The following is a 13,558-nucleotide window of genomic DNA, read 5'->3' on the forward strand; positions in this document are numbered from 1 at the left end:
CCGCTTTTCCCTTTTTAGGACGAGGTAAATCAGACAATCTAAAAAGGGATAAGTGGCGCGGTTGACGGGGCTCGAACCCGCGACCCCCGGCGTGACAGGCCGGTACTCTAACCAGCTGAGCTACAACCGCGCAGTAAGGGCGGAATAAGATAACCAGCCCGGAGCGTCAAGCGATTAACCGCAGAAAATTACAAAGAATTCTGGAAAATTTCAGCGCAGACCGCGCAGGGCAAAATACGGCCTCGGGCACCTCAAAAATGGGTGAAAACCAAGGGCCTGAACGCACGAGCAAACCACGCCCCGAAGGGCGTGTGCTTGTCATCATGATGTATGATATAATGCAGCGGTGGCGCGGTTGACGGGGCTCGAACCCGCGACCCCCGGCGTGACAGGCCGGTACTCTAACCATCTGAGCTACAACCGCCCACTGCGTACTTCGTCGTTGCCGTCGAAGCGTTTGGTGGTGATAGGGTCTGCTCGCGATGGCGTCAAGCAGGGTTTTGCACCGAATGGCAGGAAAATTGAAATTTTCTCTGGGTGGCAGCAAAATGCCCTGCCCGCCCCTGTTCTAGCAAAAGAAAAACCCGCGCTTTGCAGCGCGGGTCTATGTCATTTCTCGGAGTACGTGCCCCAGACGTGGTCACTCGGGGCTGGCGGCATATCCTTGGTTTGATGCAGCCGGTGCAGATTTACTTTGGCGATAAGATGGCCGGTGATCGGTGCCGTCACAAACAGGAACGCCATCACCAGAACTTCGTGCAGCGACCCTGTCTCGGACGCAAAGGAATATATCATCGCCGCCATCAACAAGGACCCGACACCCAGTGTCGACGCCTTGGTCGGCGCGTGGAGCCGCGACATGCAGTTATCGAGCTTGATCAACCCGATCGATCCGACGAGCGTGAAAAACCCGCCTACGATCAACAGGGCAGAGATGATGATTTCGGGGATTAGGGGCAGATCACTCAATGATATCACCTCGTAGGACAAAGCGCGCGATGGCCACGGTGGATACAAATCCAAGCATGGCAAAGATCATCGCGCTTTCAAAATAAATGTCGGTACCCAAGCGGATACCCAGCAAAATGATCAGTGCAATCGCGTTCACCACCATGGTATCCAGCGCCAAAATACGGTCACCGGTGTTCGGGCCTTTCAGCAATCGCAACATCGCCAACAACTGCGAGATCGACACGGCAGCAAAGGCGATATTCAAAGCAATCAGAATCATTCGAAAATCTCCTTCAAGCGCCGCTCGTAGCGCTGTTTGATATCGTCGCGCACTTCGTCAGGGTTTTCAGCATCCAGCGCATGGACCAACAAGGCTTTTCCGTCTTCCGACACATCCGCCGACACAGTCCCTGGCGTCAAGGTAATCGTGCCAGCCAGCATGGTAATCGCCTCGGGTGTGCGCAGCTCCAACGGGATCACAACCCAAGCGGGGCGCATGTTCTTGTTCGATTTAAACAAGACAATCATAGCGACCACGACATTGGCCACCAGAATATCCCACATCACCATGACCAGATATCCCACCAACTTGACCGGCTTGGCAACCGGAGGGCGGTCAGGCCAATAAGCGGCAGTCGCAATAGGGATTAACAGTCCAAGCATGACGCCAAACACAACGGTGCCCAGCTTGATTTCATTGACCAACAGACACCACGCGATCGCAAGGATCGCGGTCAGCATCGGGTGCGGAAGCAGTCGGGACAACATATCAGTGATCCTTTTCTGGTGCAGCGGCGGCGTCTGCGCCTTGGTCATCTGTAGCATAGCCTGATCCGTCGGCGTCACCGTGAGTGTCTTCGCCGTGATCGTCGGAAATCTCTTTACCCGGCGTGGTCAACACCACGGATAGATAGCGTTCGGGATTAAACAGCTGTGCCGACGTCGCCTCTAGCACGCGGGTGACGGGGCCCGCCGCAACGGTCAGCGCGACAAGAAGCGCCAGCAGGCCGCCAACAGAAACCATCGGCAAAACGCCCTGCCCCTCAGGTACCACCGGCGCGGCGGCGTCATCCTCTACCGGCGTTTCAGCCCGCTGATGCGCGTTCCAGAAAATCTGGCTGCCAGCCCGAGAGAAACCAACCACCGCGATCAACGACCCGACAAGGATCGTCGCCCAGACCCACCACATCAGATCAGCGCTGCGTGCCGCATCCAGAATCAACAGCTTGCCGACAAAACCTGAAAGTGGCGGCAGGCCTGTCATGGCAATCGCCGCAACAAAGAACATGCCCGCCACCAGTGCGCCACCTGTCATGGGGGGGGCATCCACGAAAGAGACCTCTGCCGCGCCGCGCCGACTGCGGATCACATCGATCAGCATGAACAGCGCCGCAGCGGCAAATGTGGAATGGATCGCATAATAGAGTGCGGCGGAAATCCCTGCGGGGGTAAAGACCGACACGGCAGCCAGCAACATTCCCATGGATCCGATCACCGAAAAGGCGACCATCCGGTCGGCCCGCTTGGCTCCCAGCACGCCCGCCATCCCAAGCGCCACGGTCAGCAACGCCGCAGGCATCAGCCAGACATCAAACAGACCTTGCGTGATCTCAAGGTCTGGTGGGAAGACCAGTGTGTAGAAACGGATGATACAGTAAGCGCCAACCTTGGTCATGATCGCAAATAGCGCCGCCACGGGTGCCGGTGCTTCGGCATAGCTGGCGGGCAGCCAGAAATGCAGCGGCAGGATCGCGGCTTTTACCGCAAAGACCAGCAACAGCAGAACGGCCGCAACGCGAATACCAGCGCCATCGGCTGCGTCCAATGTCGCCACGCGCATTGCCAGATCCGCCATGTTCAGCGTGCCGGTTTCTGCATAGATCGTGCCAAGCGCGAACAGGAATAGCGTCGAGCCCAAAAGATTATAGAGCACATATTGCGTGCCCGCCCGTAGACGCCGCTGCCCGCCCGCATGGATCATTAATCCGTAGGACGCAATCAGCAGCACTTCGAAAAACACAAAGAGGTTGAACGCATCACCGGTTAAGAAAGCGCCCAAGATCCCCATCAACTGGAACTGAAACAGCGGATGGAAATGCCGCCCGCGATTATCCCAGCCCGACCCGATCGCATACAGCAACACCGGTACCGCAAGCACACAGGTCAGCAGCACCATCAACGTCGACAGGCGATCCGCGACCAGAACAATGCCAAAAGGCGCGGCCCAATTGCCAAGCTGGTACAGGCTCACCGTGCCGTCAGAGGCCTGCCAGAACAATCCAACCGCCAGCATCAGCAGCGCCAGCGTGCCCGCCACTGACAAGACGCGCTGGATCAACAGATGATAGCGTGCGGCCAATACCATGAAAGCCGCCAACATGGCCGGCAGAACGATGGGAAGAATAAGCCAATGGGTCATGCCTTGCCTCCTCCGCGCTGTGAGGGTTCGGCGTTTTTGGTTCCTGCCAGAGTGTCGGGGTCGTTCACCAGATCATCGCCCGCGCTGAGGTAGGACCCGACCGCGATCATCACGACCACGGCTGTCATCCCGAAGGAAATAACAATTGCCGTCAGTACCAGCGCTTGGGGAAGCGGATCGGTATAAACCTCTACCCCGTCCCGCAGGATCGGGGGGGCATTCAATGCCAACCGGCCCGAGGCAAAGAGAAAAACATTGACCGCATAGCTGACCAGCGACGTGCCGATGATCACAGGAAAGGTTCGCAGACGCAGGATCAAATAGACCCCGGCAGCAGTGAGAACGCCAATGGCGGAAGCGACTAAAAGCTCCATATCAGGTCTCCGTCTCGGTTTTCGGTTCATCCCGTGACGGGTCGATATCCATAGCGTGTTCACTTTCCTCGATGCCTGCACGACGCCCCAGCCGCGAGAAGCTTTCAAGCGACAGCATCACCGCGCCGACCACCGCAAGGAACACCCCAAGGTCAAAGCCCATCGCGGTTGCCAGCTCAAATTTCTCCATTGGAGGAATGCGGAAATAGCCGAAAGCAGAGGATAGGAAAGGCGCACCGGCAAACCACGCACCGATGCCGGTCAGGCCAGCGCAAAGCACCCCTGCCCCGATGATGCCGTGATAAGGATAGCGCTGGCGGTTGTCGGCCCAGGCAAAGCCGCTGGCCATATATTGCATCACGACCGCAATCGCCACGATCAGACCGGCGACAAACCCGCCGCCCGGTTCATTGTGCCCCCGCAGGAAGATATAGACACCGACCAGCAACACGACAGGCATCAAAACACGGGTCAGCACCACCATCATCATCGGGTGGGCGTCGCCCGCGCGCTTTTCCTCATAGCCACGGTTCAGCAAACGTGCCCGCACGGGGCCGGACAAGAGCGCCTCTGTCAGGGCATAGATCACCAGCGCGGCAATCCCGAGCACGATGATTTCGCCAAAGGTGTCAAAGCCACGGAAGTCTACAAGGATCACGTTCACCACATTGGTGCCGCCGCCGCCCTTGTAGGAGTTCGCAAGGTGGTAGTCGGCGATAGAGGCAATTGGGAAATCCGACATCAGGATCGAATAGATCAAGCCCGCCGCGGCCAGCCCTGCCACAACCGACACCACGATATCGCGGCTGCGGTGCAAAACAGTGCTTTCCTTAGGTGTGCTGTTGGGCATGAAGTTCAATGCCAGCAACAACAGCACGATCGTCACCACCTCGACCGAGATCTGGGTGAGCGCAAGATCGGGGGCCGAGAAGTAGTTGAACCCGACGGATACCATCAGGCCGATGATCCCCATCAGGATCAGAACCGCCAGACGGTTGCGGTGCACCGTGACCAAGAACCCCGTTGCGATCATCAACATCAGCCAGCCGGCAAATCCAACCGGCGTGATCGGCAGCATCTCGCGCGTAGGTGCGCCGTCGGTGCCGGTGAACCATGCGTGTGCCCCGATGGCGACGACGGCGGTCACAAAGATCGCGGCATAGCGGGTGAAGGACCCGTTGTGCAGACGCTCCGACACGAGGCTTGCGAGCCCGACAGCGCCTGCGATGATCCGATCAAAGATGTCCTTTGCCTCGGGGCGCGGGGTCGCGGCCCAAAGACGCGCCAACGGGTTCCACGCCGCCAGCAAGATCAAACCACCGACCACAGCAATCGCCGACATCCCGAAGGCGGGCACAAACCCATGCCACAGCTTGATATGTTCGCTTGGCATTTCAGCAGCAGAGCCAATGACGGCTTGCGTCACGGTACGAACAAAAGGTTCCGCCAGAAACGGCGCCACACCGATCACGATCACGGGGATGATCAGCAAGGCGGGCGAAATCCACAGACCGAATTCGGGATCGTGGGGCTTGGCCGGATAGTCGTTCCGGACCTTGCCAAAGAAGGTATGCGCGATAAAGCGGAAGCTATACGCAGCGGAGAACAATGCCCCCAGCGTCGCCACAGCCGCCACCAGATAGGGCGAACCGAACAACGTTGTGCGCAGCGCCTCTTCCAGCATCATCTCTTTTGACAAGAACCCGTTCAGCAACGGGATACCCGCCATCGACAACGCGGCCAGCGTTGCAATCGCAAAGGTGATCGGCATCAAACGGCGCAGCCCACCCAAACGGGTCATGTCGCGGGTATGGACCGCGTGATCGACAATACCGGCGCTCATGAACAAGGCCGCCTTAAAGCTCGCGTGGTTCAGAATGTGAAATACAGCCGCCATCGCGCCAAAGGACGTGCCAGTGCCCAGCAGGAACGTGATCAAACCCAGATGCGACACGGTGGAAAATGCCAACAGCGCCTTGAGGTCGTTTTTAAAGATCGCGATCAGCGCACCAAGGACCATCGTGATCAACCCGGCAGAGCAGACCAACACGATCCAGATTTCCGTGCCCGACAGAACCGGCCACATCCGCGCCATCAAGAACAGCCCCGCCTTCACCATCGTGGCAGAGTGCAGATAGGCCGACACAGGCGTCGGCGCGGCCATGGCGTGTGGCAGCCAGAAGTGGAACGGGAATTGCGCGGATTTGGTGAAACACCCCAGCAGAATCAGGATCAGCGCGGGGATATACAGCGGCGACGCCTGAATAAGGTCACGATTTTCAAGGATCACCGTCAAATCATAGCTGCCCACAATCTGCCCCAGCAGCAGCATGCCACCGATCATCGCCAGACCGCCCATACCTGTCACGGTCAACGCCATCCGCGCGCCTTGGCGCCCTTCGGGAAGATGCTTCCAGAACCCGATCAGCAGGAAGGACGATAGGGACGTGAGCTCCCAGAAAATGAGCAACATCAGGATGTTGTCAGACAGAACGATCCCGACCATCGCGCCTTGGAACAGCAGTAGATAGGTGAAGAACGCGCCCATATTGTCGTCACGCGACAGGTAGAACCGCGCATAAAGGATGATCAACATCCCGATCCCAAGGATCAGACCCGCAAACATAAACCCCAACGGATCGAGAAAGAGGTTTACGTTCAACCCCAGCTGCGGCAGCCACGTGAGGCTGGCGGTCACGACCTCGCCCGCTAGAACAGCCGGCGCGTGTGTCGCAAGGCCGATCGCGGCGCAGGCCGTCACCAGAAAGGTCACCAAAAAGCAGCTTTGCCGGCCTGCCTGATACATCAGGCCGGGCAGCAAGGCGCCAAGAAACGGGAGGGCTATAATCAGGAACAATGACATGGCCGCAACTATGTCATGAGCCGCGATAAAACGACCAGCCCTCTTTTACCAAATTACGATGGAAAAATACGGATTTATGAGCGCTTCTTGTCGCAGCAACTGAACTTTGCTGCGGCACGATGATTTAATTTAGGTCCATTTCGCGAATATGTAAGAGAGCAACCGCATCCGCCGCACAAAAAAATGCGGCAGTCGTCTAACTGCCGCAGCACATTTTATAATTCCGCGCGCCTTGGGGCGGTGCGAGTTTACAGATTCTCTAGGTCTTCGGGTAGCGCCCCTTTGAAACCGGTGGCGACCACGAATTTCTCGGAACTGTCGGACCGGCTGGCAGGTGGCTTGATGTTGGCGACCTTGGCAAACCGACGCTTGAGCAGCTGCTGCAAATCGCCCTCCGCCCCGCCGGCCAGCACTTTGGCGACAAAGGTGCCGCCGTCTTCCAGCACATCAAAGGCAAAGTAAGCCGCAGCCTCGCACAGGGCAATGATCCGGTTGTGGTCAGTCTGTTTGTGCCCCGAGCTTGAGGCCGCCATGTCCGACATCACCACATCGGCCTTGCCACCCAACCAGCCTTTGACGATCTCGTCTGCGTCGTCTTCCATGAAATCAAGTTGGTGCAATTCGCAGCCTGCAATCGGCTCCATCTCTTGTAGGTCGATCCCAAGAATCGTGCCGACGTTCTTGCCCTTCTTTTCGCCCAGAACATTGCAACGTTTCACCGCGACCTGACACCAGCCACCAGGGGCTGCCCCCAGGTCAACAATCCGCGCACCCGGCACCAGAAAGCGGTATTTGTCGTCCAGTTCCATGATCTTATAGGCGGCACGCCCGCGATACCCTTCGGCATTGGCGCGTTTAACGTAGGGGTCGTTTAATTGGCGCTGCAACCAGCGGGTCGAGCTCAGCTTGCGCCCGCGTGCTGACTTTACCTTGACCTTGAGGTCACGTTGACCGCGCCCCGATGTGTTCTTGCCTGTGGGGGTCTTCCCGCCCGCAGCACCGCCCGTTGGCGTCTTGCCTGTCGGAGTTTTCGCCATCAGCCTAATCCTTCTTCCAAAACGCCGTCCGCGCTCATCTGGGCATATAACAGCCCCTCGCGCAGACCCCGGTCTGCAACACTTAATCTATCTGTCGGCCAGCACCGCATCAACGCCTGCAAAATCGCGGCCCCTGACATGATCAACGCCTGACGGTCCAACCCGATACGCGGATCGGCGCGCCGGCCACCCGGCCCCATCGCAAGATAGGAATGGATCACCTTGTCGATCTGCGCCGAGGTCATCCGAAGCCCGTCCACTTTGGTCCGGTCGTAGCGCTTTAGACCCAAATGACTGGCAGCGACAGTGGTGACCGTCCCCGAGGTGCCAACAATCTGGAACCGATCCTGGGATTGAATGGATTGATAGGGGGTAAAGTCCGTCAGGTTCTCCTCGAAGAACCAGCTCATCAAGGCGAAACGCGCGGCGTCGTCTTCCACATCAGAGAATTGGTCGCGCAAAGTCGCCACACCCAACGGCACACTGATCCAATCGACCACACGCGCGGCAGGCACATCAGTTTTCGCCTGATGGAAGCCGCCATGCAGCCGCATGATGGACTGCGCACGGTCGGCTTTGGGCACCTTGGAGATGTCGATCCAGACCAATTCGGTCGAGCCGCCGCCAATGTCCACCACCAGCAGGTTGTGGGTTTTGCGGTTCACCAGTGGTGCGCAGGAAATTACCGCAAGCTGCGCTTCTTCCTCGGGCTTGATGATATCAAGTTTTAACCCCGTCTCGCGCTGGATACGCTGCATAAATTCGGCACCGTTGGCGGCACGACGACACGCCTCGGTCGCAACAAGCCGCATACGCCGCACCTTGTTACGGCGCAGCTTTTGCTGGCAGATGCGCAATGCCTGAATGGTACGCGTCATCGATCCGCGCGACAATCGCCCGGTTTTCTCAAGCCCTGCCCCAAGCTGGACAGACTTCGAGAAGCTATCGACGACATGGAAACCGCTGCCTTTTGGCTGTGCGATCAGCATGCGACAACTATTTGTGCCCAGATCAAGGGCCGCATAAAGTTCGGTCGATCTGGGCGGAACTGGCGCGGGGCTCAGAGCCGGCGGTACATCGAGCGCGCCCGCACCTTTGGGACGCTGTGGCGCCATGATTGCGCCTTTCATATTGAGTTACCCCCAAGGTAATGTTTCTGCGGGCAAGGAGCAAGCGGGAAACCTGAAAACAGGCACGCTCAAGCCTATCGTCAGCCTCACAACCATCTTGAGAATTATGACACCCCGCCCCCCTCGCCTGTGGCGCGGGCGCGCTGTAATGTCGTCACGTCGCAGACGCCGTTTTGAATGTCGAAAAATGGCGTCGGGGACAGATCAACAGCCGCTAAGAAAAACAAGCACAGCAGAGGAATCAATCATGCCCGAAGTTACCATCGTCTATTGGCGTGACATTCCAGCACAGGTCATCGTTGGCAAAGGCCGGCGCGGATCAAAGCGCCCGCTGCCCGAACGGTTTGAACAGGCCATCGACCGCGCCGCGATGAAAATCGGCGCGGATGACAGCGATGCCTATCTTGCCGAATGGCGCAAGGCCGATCCCTATACGGTCGACGGCGATCCCGACGCCGTGGCCGATGCCGAAGTCGTACGTATCGATGCCGAATACGACCGCGACCGCATCAAGACATTGATTGCCAATGACGGCTGGGCCTGACCGCCTCTTGCCGGTGCAAAAGTTGATCCCCTCATGAAAGAAATGCTCATGTCCCTTTTGAACTTCCGGCGCAAGGAAGCCCCAGCGTTTGAATTTCCCACTCCCGAGGTCGCGGCCTTTTTGCAGGACTATTCGATCGAGGTGATGCCCCGCACGGCGGAAAAGGTCGAAGACTTCCGCGATCTGCTGCCCGAGGGGACACGGGTCTATATCGCGCATATCGATGGCACCCCGATCGAAGACATGGTCGCCACCGCAGCACGTCTGAACGCCGACGGCTACAAGGTCATGCCCCACTTTCCCGCGCGCATCATCAAGGATCGCGCGACGCTGGAAAACTGGATCGCCATGTATCAGGGCGAGGCTGACGTAAAGCAGGGCTTGCTGCTGGCCGGCGGCGTCACCACACCGCACGGGGATTTCAGCGATTCCATGCAGCTGATGGACACGGGCCTGTTTGACAAACACGGGTTTGAGCGTCTGCACATCGCAGGCCACCCCGAAGGCAACCGTGACATCGACACCGACGGCACCCGCCTGCGGGTCGACGATGCCCTGCGCTGGAAACAGGGGTTCTCCGAACGGACCGACGCGAAAATGGCCATCGCCACGCAGTTTGCGTTCGAGGCACAGCCAATCATCGAATGGGCCGAGAGCCTGAAACATGCGGGCATCGACCTGCCGATCCACATCGGCATTGCAGGCCCCGCCAAGCTGCAAACCCTGATCAAATTCGCCATCGCCTGCGGGGTCGGCCCGTCACTGAAGGTGCTGCAAAAGCGCGCGATGGACGTTACCAAACTGCTGTTGCCCTACGAGCCGACAGATGTGATCACCGAACTGGCCGCCCACAAAGCCGCCAACCCAGATTTCAACATTACCCATGTGCATTTCTTCCCGCTGGGTGGGATCAAAACGAATGCAAACTGGGCCATCGAGAATGGCGGACCTGCTGCGCAACCAGCCAATTCCGTCTAAGGAAAGACTGAACACCATGACCAGAACCGTCGTCGAATCCAAAACCAAAACAGCAATCATCGGCTTTGACGAGCCCTTCTGCGTGATCGGGGAACGTATCAACCCCACCGGCCGCAAGATCCTCGCCGAAGAGCTGGAGCGTGGCGATTTCAGCCGCGTCGAGGCCGACGCCATCGCACAGGCCGCAGCAGGGGCAAATATCCTGGACGTGAACTCCGGTGCCGTGTTCTCGAATAAAATGGCCGAAGATCCGCGCTACGCCGACAACAACTTTGTCGAACCGATGCTGATGCCTGAGCTCATCCGCGTCGTGCAAAACGCTGTTGATATTCCGATCTGTATCGACAGCTCTGTTCCTGGCGCGTTGGAAGCGGGTCTTGAGGCCTGCGAAGGCCGCCCGCTGCTGAATTCGGTCACAGGCGAAGAAGAGCGGCTGGAACTGGTGCTGCCTTTGGTCAAGAAATACAACGTGCCGGTGGTGGCGATCTCTAATGATGACACTGGCATCTCCGAAGATCCCGATGTGCGGTTTGAAGTTGCCAAGAAGATCGTTGAACGCGCCGCAGATTTCGGCATTCCAGCCCACGACATTGTGGTTGATCCACTGGTGATGCCGATTGGGGCGATGGCGACGGCAGGGCATCAGGTTTTTACCCTCGTGCGTCGTCTGCGCGAGGAACTGGGTGTGAACACCACCTGCGGCGCGTCAAACATCAGCTTTGGTCTGCCCAACCGCCACGGCATCAACAACGCCTTTCTGCCCATGGCGATGGGGGCTGGCATGACCTCGGCGATCATGAACCCGATCACGCTGGCGGTGAACCCGACAAAAATTGCCGAGAAGAAAGCCGAACTGGTCGCGGCGGGCATCATTCTGCCGGACGAGATCGACGACGAGACATTTGTGACGCTGCTTGGCATGGGATCGACCAAACCCACCCCCGGCAAAGAGATGGAAGCGATCCGTGCTGCTAACTTCTTGTTCGACCGTGACCCCCACGGCACCGAATGGATCAAGTTCAACAAGGTCGCGCCCAAGGCCGGCCAAGAGGGTCGCGGACGCGCGGGCCGCAAGGGGGGCCGTCGCCGGTAATGGGGATTCTCCCTACCGCCAAGAACAAAAACCTCGCAAACTCTGGTTTGCGGGGTTTTCTTTTGGGGCGAAAGGCTTTTTTCCGGCAATCAGAGGTTGACCGCATACCTCAAGCAGGCATGATCTAGGCGCAAAGCCGAAAGGGCTTTGTATTATCCTAGACACTGGTAACGACCACCTCACATGGCGCATTCCGGCAGTCCAAGTTCGGTCAAAAAATGAACACAACTGTGTGGCTACTATGAAATGGCAAGACGCGACCCGTAGGTGGAACCATGATGACATGCTTTGAGGGAATTACCACGCAGCCCGTTTTTTGGGCGGCTGGCAGTGTCGGCCTTATTGCGGCGATCGTCATGATTTCTATGCTTTGGGTCCAGCGCTTTCGTGGCAAGCTTTACTACGCGCTCACCTTCTTTGCGATGATCTATACGCTGCTTATCGTTGGCGCAGAAGCCTCAGCGGTGGCCTTTGATTGTCAGTACAAGTTAGGCGTTGCCGCGTGGCTCGGGAACGCGCTGGTGCCGGTGGCGTGGTGTTTCTTTGTCTACGCTTACGTCCATCAATCCAGCTGGCTTGGCAAAAAACGGGTTGTTGCAGCACTTGTGCTCGCGCCTGTGCTGTCCTTTGCTTTTGCTGCGACAAATACACATCACGGGCTGGTCTACGATCACGCGACCACGATCCCACCAGGCGCGCGCCAGATCGACTACATCCACGGGCCCGGGTTCTACGTCATTATGGCCGTGCTCTATGCCTTTGTTGGTGCCACCTACTATGGTCTTTACAAGGGGTTCAGGCGGTCGCGCCGGTCAGCGTGGCCGCTGCTCACGATGCTTGCCGTCGTAACGATGACCCCGCTTGCAGCAAATGCAGCCTATATCTTTCTTGGCTTCACCATTTTCGGACTGGACCCGACATCGTTTATGTTCAGCGTCGGTATCTTTGCCTTCACGTTTATGCTGCTCACAAACAAAACGTTGGATATGGCGTCGGTCGGGCAATCTGTCTTGTTCAACACCATGAGCGAAGCTGTCGTCCTTGTGGATAATAACAAAAACGTCGTCTTGATGAACACAGCTGCAAAGAAACGCGGCTTCTGCAAGGTCCCTAAGGACGAAGCCGCCGCCCTTCTCGCCACTATCGATACCCGTAGCCTAAGGACCACCGAGGCATCCGTGACCATCGACGAACGCGTCTATGATCCTCGGGTCCAAGAGATCGAAAGCCCGTTGGACCCAGACGGCACCATTTTGGGCTGGAGCGTCACGTTGGTCGACATTACCGACCGCATCGCCATCACCCGCGCCCTCGAAAATGCGTTGCTACGTGCGGATGAGGCCAATCGTGCCAAGGACGAATTCATCTCGGCTGTCAGCCATGAGCTACGTACGCCGCTGACGTCGCTCAAGGGGGGCTTGGCGCTCGCCCTCAGTGGCCGCCTGGGTGATATGGACGACCGCGTACGATCTCCGCTTGAAATCGCACAGCGCAACGGTGTGCGCCTGTCTCGGCTGGTCGACAACATTCTCTTGTCCCAGAAAATCGATGGGGACGCCCTTAGCCTTGATCAGCAGCCGGTCGATCTGGGGGCCCTTTTAAAAGACAGCCTCGAGGAAAACCAAATGTTCGCTGCCGAACAGCGGATCAAGCTCGTCCGGCCCAAGGGTGATCAATCCGCGATTATCACCGGTGACGCCTTCGCACTTCGGCAGATCATCGACAACCTTGTCTCGAACGCGATCAAATTCTCTGATCCCGACAGCATCGTCGAAGGCGCGCTGTCGGTCTCTGACGGCCACGTGCGCCTGTCGATCAAAGACAATGGGCGTGGTATTCCTGATGGGATGGAAGATCAGGTCTTTGGCCGGTTCGCGCAGGTCAAAAACGGCGGCCAATTCGCGACGCAGGGCTCCGGTCTGGGGCTGCACATCTCGCAGCAGCTTGCCCAGCAGATGTCGGGTAAAATCTTTTACGAAAGCGAAGTCGGCCAAGGCTCGGTATTTCACATGGACTACGCCACTATCGCGGCACACCAAGCAAAGGTTATCCACGCAGCAGATCCCGATGCGACGGACGCATCTGCCCTTCAGCACCGTGGCGACCTGCCGGAAAACGCACAGGTATAATGCCCGAAACGAGTTCGTAAGTATATCAGGAATAAAGGAT

12 protein-coding genes and 2 tRNA genes are annotated in these 13,558 nt (G+C 57.9%); 4 read left to right on the top strand and 10 right to left on the bottom strand.

Annotated elements, in window-relative coordinates:
* Window positions 1–53 precede the first annotated feature (53 nt).
* From GLP52_RS04975 to GLP52_RS05020, 10 genes are all read right to left on the bottom strand, one after another.
* Window positions 54–130: transfer RNA gene (locus GLP52_RS04975), tRNA-Asp, on the bottom strand.
* A gap of 217 nt (window positions 131–347) precedes the next feature.
* Window positions 348–424: transfer RNA gene (locus GLP52_RS04980), tRNA-Asp, on the bottom strand.
* A gap of 185 nt (window positions 425–609) precedes the next feature.
* Window positions 610–969, bottom strand: coding sequence for a Na+/H+ antiporter subunit G (locus tag GLP52_RS04985; RefSeq protein ID WP_093733865.1), 360 nt, complete (start codon window positions 967–969; stop codon window positions 610–612).
* Window positions 962–1,231: a K+/H+ antiporter subunit F gene (locus GLP52_RS04990; protein WP_093733866.1), complete on the bottom strand. Its 270-nt coding sequence runs from the start codon at window positions 1,229–1,231 to the stop codon at window positions 962–964. The genes GLP52_RS04985 and GLP52_RS04990 overlap by 8 nt, the downstream gene beginning before the upstream one ends.
* Entirely contained in the window at window positions 1,228–1,719 is a 492-nt protein-coding gene (locus GLP52_RS04995; RefSeq protein WP_093733867.1) for a Na+/H+ antiporter subunit E, read from the bottom strand. The genes GLP52_RS04990 and GLP52_RS04995 overlap by 4 nt, the downstream gene beginning before the upstream one ends.
* 1 nt (window position 1,720) lies before the next feature.
* Complete coding sequence (locus tag GLP52_RS05000; RefSeq protein ID WP_237271707.1) at window positions 1,721–3,370, bottom strand: monovalent cation/H+ antiporter subunit D; 1,650 nt, start codon at window positions 3,368–3,370, stop codon at window positions 1,721–1,723.
* Window positions 3,367–3,744, bottom strand: a complete 378-nt coding sequence (locus GLP52_RS05005) for a Na+/H+ antiporter subunit C (protein WP_093733869.1) — start codon at window positions 3,742–3,744, stop codon at window positions 3,367–3,369. Before GLP52_RS05005 ends, GLP52_RS05000 begins: the two co-directional genes overlap by 4 nt.
* Window position 3,745: 1 nt before the next feature.
* Complete coding sequence (locus tag GLP52_RS05010) at window positions 3,746–6,607, bottom strand: monovalent cation/H+ antiporter subunit A (RefSeq protein ID WP_237271708.1); 2,862 nt, start codon at window positions 6,605–6,607, stop codon at window positions 3,746–3,748.
* A gap of 248 nt (window positions 6,608–6,855) precedes the next feature.
* Entirely contained in the window at window positions 6,856–7,644 is a 789-nt protein-coding gene (locus GLP52_RS05015) for an RlmE family RNA methyltransferase (RefSeq protein WP_093733871.1), read from the bottom strand.
* The gene (locus tag GLP52_RS05020) at window positions 7,644–8,759 is read right to left on the bottom strand and encodes a Ppx/GppA phosphatase family protein (RefSeq protein WP_093733872.1); all 1,116 of its coding nucleotides are present in this window, start codon (window positions 8,757–8,759) and stop codon (window positions 7,644–7,646) included. The genes GLP52_RS05015 and GLP52_RS05020 overlap by 1 nt, the downstream gene beginning before the upstream one ends.
* A 262-nt stretch (window positions 8,760–9,021) precedes the next feature.
* Here GLP52_RS05020 and GLP52_RS05025 point away from each other — a divergent pair, with 262 nt between their 5' ends.
* The 4 genes from GLP52_RS05025 (at window position 9,022) to GLP52_RS05040 (ending at window position 13,518) form a co-directional block, all read left to right on the top strand.
* A complete protein-coding gene (locus GLP52_RS05025) occupies window positions 9,022–9,318 on the top strand; it encodes a virulence factor (RefSeq protein ID WP_093733873.1) in 297 nt (98 codons plus the stop codon).
* A gap of 33 nt (window positions 9,319–9,351) precedes the next feature.
* On the top strand, window positions 9,352–10,296 hold the full coding sequence (locus tag GLP52_RS05030) for a methylenetetrahydrofolate reductase (protein ID WP_237273427.1): 945 nt from the start codon (window positions 9,352–9,354) through the stop codon (window positions 10,294–10,296).
* 16 nt (window positions 10,297–10,312) lie between these two features.
* Complete coding sequence (locus GLP52_RS05035; RefSeq protein WP_093733874.1) at window positions 10,313–11,389, top strand: dihydropteroate synthase; 1,077 nt, start codon at window positions 10,313–10,315, stop codon at window positions 11,387–11,389.
* 275 nt (window positions 11,390–11,664) lie between these two features.
* Window positions 11,665–13,518 (top strand): sensor histidine kinase, encoded by a 1,854-nt coding sequence (locus GLP52_RS05040; RefSeq protein ID WP_237271710.1) that lies wholly within the window; start codon window positions 11,665–11,667, stop codon window positions 13,516–13,518.
* The last annotated feature ends 40 nt before the right edge of the window (window positions 13,519–13,558 follow it).

Origin of the sequence: Sulfitobacter sp. M22, from assembly GCF_021736025.1 — a bacterium.
Lineage (GTDB): Bacteria > Pseudomonadota > Alphaproteobacteria > Rhodobacterales > Rhodobacteraceae > Sulfitobacter > Sulfitobacter litoralis.

What these genes read in the sequence shown, in the direction of transcription:
- GLP52_RS04995 (WP_093733867.1), bottom strand. Translation starts at nt 1,719, where the DNA reads ATGTTGTCCCGACTGCTTCCGCACCCGATGCTGACCGCGATCCTTGCG.
- GLP52_RS05015 (WP_093733871.1), bottom strand. Translation starts at nt 7,644, where the DNA reads ATGGCGAAAACTCCGACAGGCAAGACGCCAACGGGCGGTGCTGCGGGC.
- GLP52_RS05000 (WP_237271707.1), bottom strand. Translation starts at nt 3,370, where the DNA reads ATGACCCATTGGCTTATTCTTCCCATCGTTCTGCCGGCCATGTTGGCG.
- GLP52_RS05025 (WP_093733873.1), top strand. Translation starts at nt 9,022, where the DNA reads ATGCCCGAAGTTACCATCGTCTATTGGCGTGACATTCCAGCACAGGTC.
- GLP52_RS04990 (WP_093733866.1), bottom strand. Translation starts at nt 1,231, where the DNA reads ATGATTCTGATTGCTTTGAATATCGCCTTTGCTGCCGTGTCGATCTCG.
- GLP52_RS05010 (WP_237271708.1), bottom strand. Translation starts at nt 6,607, where the DNA reads ATGTCATTGTTCCTGATTATAGCCCTCCCGTTTCTTGGCGCCTTGCTG.
- GLP52_RS05035 (WP_093733874.1), top strand. Translation starts at nt 10,313, where the DNA reads ATGACCAGAACCGTCGTCGAATCCAAAACCAAAACAGCAATCATCGGC.
- GLP52_RS05020 (WP_093733872.1), bottom strand. Translation starts at nt 8,759, where the DNA reads ATGGCGCCACAGCGTCCCAAAGGTGCGGGCGCGCTCGATGTACCGCCG.
- GLP52_RS05005 (WP_093733869.1), bottom strand. Translation starts at nt 3,744, where the DNA reads ATGGAGCTTTTAGTCGCTTCCGCCATTGGCGTTCTCACTGCTGCCGGG.
- GLP52_RS05040 (WP_237271710.1), top strand. Translation starts at nt 11,665, where the DNA reads ATGATGACATGCTTTGAGGGAATTACCACGCAGCCCGTTTTTTGGGCG.
- GLP52_RS05030 (WP_237273427.1), top strand. Translation starts at nt 9,352, where the DNA reads ATGAAAGAAATGCTCATGTCCCTTTTGAACTTCCGGCGCAAGGAAGCC.